At 55.4% G+C, this 5,689-nt stretch carries 6 protein-coding genes and 1 tRNA gene; all 7 read right to left on the bottom strand.

Annotated elements, in window-relative coordinates; genetic code table 11:
• Positions 1–81 precede the first annotated feature (81 nt).
• The 7 genes from ABYV26_RS19240 to ABYV26_RS19210 all read right to left on the bottom strand — a co-directional run bounded on the left by ABYV26_RS19240 (position 82) and on the right by ABYV26_RS19210 (position 5,482).
• Entirely contained in the window at positions 82–732 is a 651-nt protein-coding gene (locus ABYV26_RS19240) for a 50S ribosomal protein L25/general stress protein Ctc (RefSeq protein WP_372682976.1), read from the bottom strand.
• Positions 733–765: 33 nt separating this feature from the next.
• The gene (locus tag ABYV26_RS19235) at positions 766–1,716 is read right to left on the bottom strand and encodes a ribose-phosphate diphosphokinase (RefSeq protein WP_372682975.1); all 951 of its coding nucleotides are present in this window, start codon (positions 1,714–1,716) and stop codon (positions 766–768) included.
• A gap of 30 nt (positions 1,717–1,746) precedes the next feature.
• Positions 1,747–1,821, bottom strand: a tRNA-Gln gene (locus ABYV26_RS19230).
• A 49-nt stretch (positions 1,822–1,870) separates the two neighbouring features.
• Positions 1,871–2,743, bottom strand: coding sequence for a 4-(cytidine 5'-diphospho)-2-C-methyl-D-erythritol kinase (gene ispE / locus ABYV26_RS19225; protein ID WP_372682974.1), 873 nt, complete (start codon positions 2,741–2,743; stop codon positions 1,871–1,873).
• A gap of 22 nt (positions 2,744–2,765) precedes the next feature.
• Complete coding sequence (locus ABYV26_RS19220; protein WP_372682973.1) at positions 2,766–3,083, bottom strand: DUF1844 domain-containing protein; 318 nt, start codon at positions 3,081–3,083, stop codon at positions 2,766–2,768.
• Positions 3,084–3,270: 187 nt separating this feature from the next.
• Positions 3,271–4,851 carry a phosphoglycerate dehydrogenase gene (serA, locus tag ABYV26_RS19215; RefSeq protein ID WP_372682972.1) on the bottom strand — a complete coding sequence of 527 codons (1,581 nt, stop codon included), beginning with the start codon at positions 4,849–4,851 and terminating at the stop codon, positions 3,271–3,273.
• A 241-nt stretch (positions 4,852–5,092) separates the two neighbouring features.
• Complete coding sequence (locus ABYV26_RS19210) at positions 5,093–5,482, bottom strand: hypothetical protein (RefSeq protein WP_372682971.1); 390 nt, start codon at positions 5,480–5,482, stop codon at positions 5,093–5,095.
• Positions 5,483–5,689: the final 207 nt, after the last annotated feature.

Here is a 5,689-nt window from a genome sequence, read left to right as displayed (position 1 = left end):
GACGATCAGACGGGGTCTGATTTCAGCCTTCATGGCGATGGCAACCCGCAGCGAGATGCGTCAGGCCACCCGTCATGAAAACTACTCGGCCGCCGGTTCTTCAGCAGCCTCTTCACCCTCCTCACCTTCTTCACCTTCTTCTGCGCCTTCCTCTTCTTCCTCGACTTCCTCCTCTTCCTCTGCCATCGGGCTGAGGATGGTCAGGATCGTGAAGTTGACGTCGGCTAGAATCTCGGCAGTTTCCTCCTGCGGGAGGTCTTCAACGTGAACCGAGTCGCCAATTTCAAGGCCAGTGATATCGATGGTGATGTTCTCGGGAATTTGACCGGGAAGGCAGAACACTTCCAGTTCCCGGCGAATGATCTGCAGCATGCCGCCCATCTCCACGCCGGTGCTCTTGCCGGTGGTGACCACGGGAACCATGACATTGATCCGCTGATCCATGCTTACTTCATAGAGGTCCAGGTGAAGCACGCTTCGGGAAACGGGATCCTTCTGCATCTCTTTGACCATGACGTTACGGACGGAATCGTCACCTTCGATCTGCAGTTTCAGCAGTTTCTGGGCTACGGCGCCGGATTTAAAAATAGGTTCCAGTTCCAGCCTGTCGATGGCCAGTTTAACCGGTTCGGTTTTCGGGCCATATAAAATGGCGGGAATTTTGCCGTCCCGCCGCAGAACTCTTGAAGGCCCGTTACCCACGGCCTCCCGTTGACTTGCTTTCAAATTCATTATTTCCAACGATCTTTTCCTCCTTAAAGAATATTACACGAACAGGGACGTTACCGAATCCCCGGTGTAGCTTCTGATGATGGCTTCCCCCACCAGGTTTGAGATGGAAAGCACTTTTATTTTATTGCAGGCAGCCGCCTTCTCGTTCAGCGGGATGGTATCCGTGCAGACGACGCTGGTAATGGGTGAGGCATTGATCCGTTCCACGGCCGGCCCGGACAGCACCGCATGGGCACAACAGGCATGGACTTCCCGTGCTCCCTTTTCAATGAGCGCATTCACGGCCTCGGTGAGGGTCCCGGCGGTGTCAATCATATCATCTTGAATGACGACCGTTTTGTCGGCCACATCACCGATGACTGCCATGGCCTTTGCCTTGTTGGGCGCCGACCGCCGTTTGTCTACGATAGCCAGCCCGGCGTGGAGCCGTTTGGCAAAGGCACGGGCCCGCTCGACGCCACCGGCATCGGGCGATACGATGACCAGGCCTTCATTGAAGTTGGATTTGATGTAATCCAGGAGCACCGGTGCCGCGTACAGGTTGTCCACGGGAATGTTGAAAAAACCCTGAATTTGTCCGGCATGCAGGTCCATGGTGATCACACGGGTGGCCCCGGCAGCCGTCAGCAAATCAGCGATGAGTTTGGCGCTGATGGGCACGCGGGGGGCCACTTTTTTGTCCTGGCGGGCATATCCGTAGTAGGGTATCACAGCGGTGATTCGACGGGCCGAGGCCCTTTTCAGGGCATCCACCATGAGAAGCAGTTCAACCAGGTTGTCGTTGACCGGGTGGCAAGTGGATTGAATGACAAAAACGTCTTTGGTTCGCACGTTTTCATCGATCTCGATCTGAATCTCACCGTCACTGAACCGCTTGACGACGGCACCGCACAGGGGCATCCCCAAGTAGTCGACAATTTTGCATGCCAGGTCCGGATTGGAATTGCCTGTGAAAACGCAGAACTTTTGTTTTTTTGTTGTCACTTTCTGAACGCTACTCCTGTTCGATGTGATTGGCTGGGGCGGGAGGATTCGAACCTCCGAATGCAGGAACCAAAATCCTGTGTCTTACCGCTTGACGACGCCCCAGCAGAAAAATGCCGGCACCCTGAGCCCGGACTTCGGCAACAACCGGCACTTAGATCAACATATCCGCGACATAAAGCGTCCAGTTTTTGTTTTGCTGATTGTCACACAAGGCTGTACAAACTGAAATGGCTCGTTCGGGGTCCGCAAACAACCCGAACACCGTTGATCCGCTGCCGGACATCATGGCCCCGGCCGCTCCATGTGCCAACAGCAGGCGCTTTATTGCGCTGACGACCGGAAACGCCCTTTCGGTCACCGGTTCCAAATCGTTGACCAGATGCTCATCGACGTTGAAAAGTCGGCCATCAAAGTGGAATTTACTAAGTTTTTTTTCGTCTTTTGTCAATCTTAAATTCAGATTTTTGTAGACCCAGGCGGTAGATACCACCTCGTTGGGATAGACCAGCAGCGCCGTCCATGGCGTCAGGTGCGGAAAGGGTTGGAGCCGATCACCGATCCCTGTGCCCAGCGCCGGCCCGCCCAGGATGAAAAAGGGAACATCGGCACCGAGGCGCGTGCCCAACGCCATGAGGGCTTGGTTGGTCAGGGGTTGCCCGAAATAGTCGTTCAAAGCAACCAGGACGGCGGCAGCATCGCTGCTGCCGCCGCCAAGCCCGGCCCCCACCGGTATTTTTTTATCGATATGGATGGTCAGTCCGGATACCGGGGGCGCACCGCCCGCGGAGATGGTCTCCAGATACAGTTGCGCCGAACGGGCAGCCAGGTTGGATGCATCTTCCGGGACGCTGGGATGGTCGCAGACAACGATAATCCCCTTCCCGCCCATGCTCAGGGTCAGGGTGTCGTACAGGGCCAACGGGCACATGAGGGTGTACAAATCATGATAGCCGTCGGGTCGTTTGCCGGTAATGCGAAGAAACAGGTTGATCTTCGCCGGCGCTTTCACGTGAAGCGGTTGCATGTCAGGTGATCGCCGTGTCTGGCTAAGCCTTCTCTTTAACGTATTGGATCCGCAGGTCGTAAAGAATGTTCTTGAGCATCGCCGCCTCATCGACGTCCAGGTTTCCCCGCGTCTTTTCTTCGAGCATGGAAAGGATATCGATGGTTTGTCTGGCCAGCGGAAGGTTCTTGGCTTTTTCGCCGGTCATCGGGTCTTCGATCATTCCCAGTTGAACGAGCGCCGATGAATTGAGAGAAAAGATAAACGTGGCAAAATTGAGGGTCGGCAGGGAGGTCGAAGCCGATTTGGGAGGGTCGAGTGGATTTGGTTTGCCGGTTTTTTCCTGCTTTTCGTCTGTCATGGGAAGCACTCCTTGGGTGATAGAAACCTGATAACGTTGATGAATCTGAAAAAATCCGCCTTACTGACGGCTTCGTAAAAATTTCGAGATCAAGGCTTGCGAATCCCGTAAAATGAGGCTTGCTGTCCGTACTCCGAAGGAACGAGGGATGAAGCGTAACGCAGATATCGAACTTTTTACGAACCGGTCAAAATTCCAGCGGCGTGACGGTCTTGACCAAAGAGAGATGCCGCATTTCCTCAACCACCGCTTCCGGGATGGGGGTGTCGGTAGTCAGAAAAATGATATTGCGGTCACCCTCCTCCTCCTGACCCACCTGCATTCTTCCGATATTGATGTTGTGCCGGCCCAGGGTGGTGCCGATTTCACCGATGGAGCCGGGCTTGTCAATGTTCTGAATCAAAGCCATGTGGCCAAGGGGAATCATCTCCAGCCGGAACTTGTCGATCTTGACGATCCGCGGGTCCTTCTTCCCGAAGATGGTGCCGGACACCACGCTTTCCATCTCGGTGGTAATCGCCCTGACCGTAATCTGGTTGACATAATAGTCCGACTCGGCGCTGCTGGTTTCAGTCACCTTGATGCCGCGCTGTTGGGCCATGACATGGGCATTGACAAAATTTACGTCATCTTTTACCACCGGTGTCAAGATGCCCTTGAGCACCGCCGTTGAAACGGGAGAGAGGTCCAGATCTTTGAAATCACCATGAAACTCGACGACCACCTCCTTGATGGGGCCGCGAACCAGTTGAGCCTGAAGGCATCCCATGCGGTCGGCCAGGGTGAGGTAGGGGCCGATCTTTTCGAGCACTTCACCGGTCACGGAGGGCATGTTCACCGCATTGGCCACCGTGCCGGCAGTCAGAAAATCGATGATCTGCCGGGCAATAGCCACGGCCACATTGGTCTGAGCTTCCCGGGTGGAGGCGCCCAGGTGGGGTGTACAGATCACTCGCTCATGGGTGATCAGGGGGGACGGTCCAGGCGGCTCGGTCTCGAAGACATCCAACGCTGCGCCGGCGACTTTTCCGGAAACAAGGGAATCGTACAGGTCGCTTTCAACGACGATCCCGCCCCGAGCGCAGTTGATTACCATCACACCGGGTTTCATTTTGTCGAAGGCATCCTTGTCGATCAATCCAGCGGTATTTTTTAGCTTCGGCACATGCACGGATATATAGTCGGCTCGCTGGTACAAGGTGTCCAGGTCCACACTCTCGAAACCCGCCTTTTGAATCTGGTCCGGGGTGACATAAGGGTCGTGGATAATCACGTTCATCTTCAGCCCACGGGCCCGGTCGGCCACGATGGCGCCGATCTTGCCGTACCCGATAACGCCCAGCACCTTGTTGAAGATCTCCCGGCCCTGAAGTTTTTTCTTCTCCCATCGGCCATCCCTCAGGGAGGCCGTTCCCGTTGGGATGTTGCGGGTCAGGGCCAGCATCATGGCGATCGCGTGCTCCGCCGTCGTTACCACGTTGCCCGTGGGGGTGTTCATCACCACCACCCCGCGCCGCGTGGCCGCCGGAATATCCACATTGTCCAGACCAATGCCCGCCCGTCCCACCACCTTGAGCCGGGTGGCCACCTGCAAAAGATCCTCGGTCACCTTGGTGGAGCTTCGAATCACCAGGGCGTCGTAATCGGCGATAATCGCCTTGAGCGCCTCCGGCGCCAGGCCGGTCTTCACATCCACTTGAATACCCGGAGCCTCCTGAAACATGTGGATTCCATCTTCACCCAGATTGTCACTGACCAGCACCTTCATTGCAGCATCCTTGTTTTGCGGTTGATGATTCGTCCACCCTTTGGGCCACTGTGAATGGCTCCAGTTACGCAGCCGAAGCCCTTAGGAAACGACCGCGCTCGTCAGCAGGAATTTCCAATCTTCGCGATGGAGATGAAAGACCAGATGGCGAGCAGGCGGTTATTGGGGGCGCATCTTAGTTAAAACCAATGGAACATTCAACCCATATTTTGGCAACCCGACAGACCACCCGGAAGGCTTATCAGCACCAGGGTTCCACGGCTGACTGTTCGTTTTTTAAAATCGGCCGCCAGGTAACGGTGTAATGAATGTCCGTATTGTGGTACCGGGGGGTAAAAACAGCCACGTAGAGTGCACCGGGAAGGTCGGTGAAGGCCTCAACCCACAACACGTCATCCACCTTGAGGTCGAAATCCCTGCAGATCCGCTTTCCGATGCTTTCGGCACAGCTGGTCTTGAAAATGCCGCCCTCCATGCGAAAGGCCAACACAGCATAGGGCCGGATGTGGCGATGCATGAGGTCGCCGGATGAAAAATCGACGATCTTCACCCGCCAGGAACAGGCATGGGCCGAACTTGCCCCTGGGTCTTCTTTTCGCTCCAGCATGTAGGTGCCGTCGAAGACAATCATCCGTCCCCCTATTTTTACCCATGGTAAGTCAGGTACCACTCTAAATAATCAGGCGGCTGACGGCAAACCTTTTTTCGCACCGGACCACAAAATTCCAGGCGTTGATGATAATCGCTGAGATGGTGATCGATGGTGCGATCATCCTGCTGCCGCCTTGACCATCTGTCGGCATTCTGGTAATCCGCCATCCTTGGTCGATGGAACCCG

Source organism: Desulfosarcina sp., assembly GCF_041551955.1.
In the GTDB taxonomy this organism is placed as follows: domain Bacteria; phylum Desulfobacterota; class Desulfobacteria; order Desulfobacterales; family Desulfosarcinaceae; genus Desulfosarcina.
This window is presented reverse-complemented; position numbering and strand designations above follow the sequence as displayed.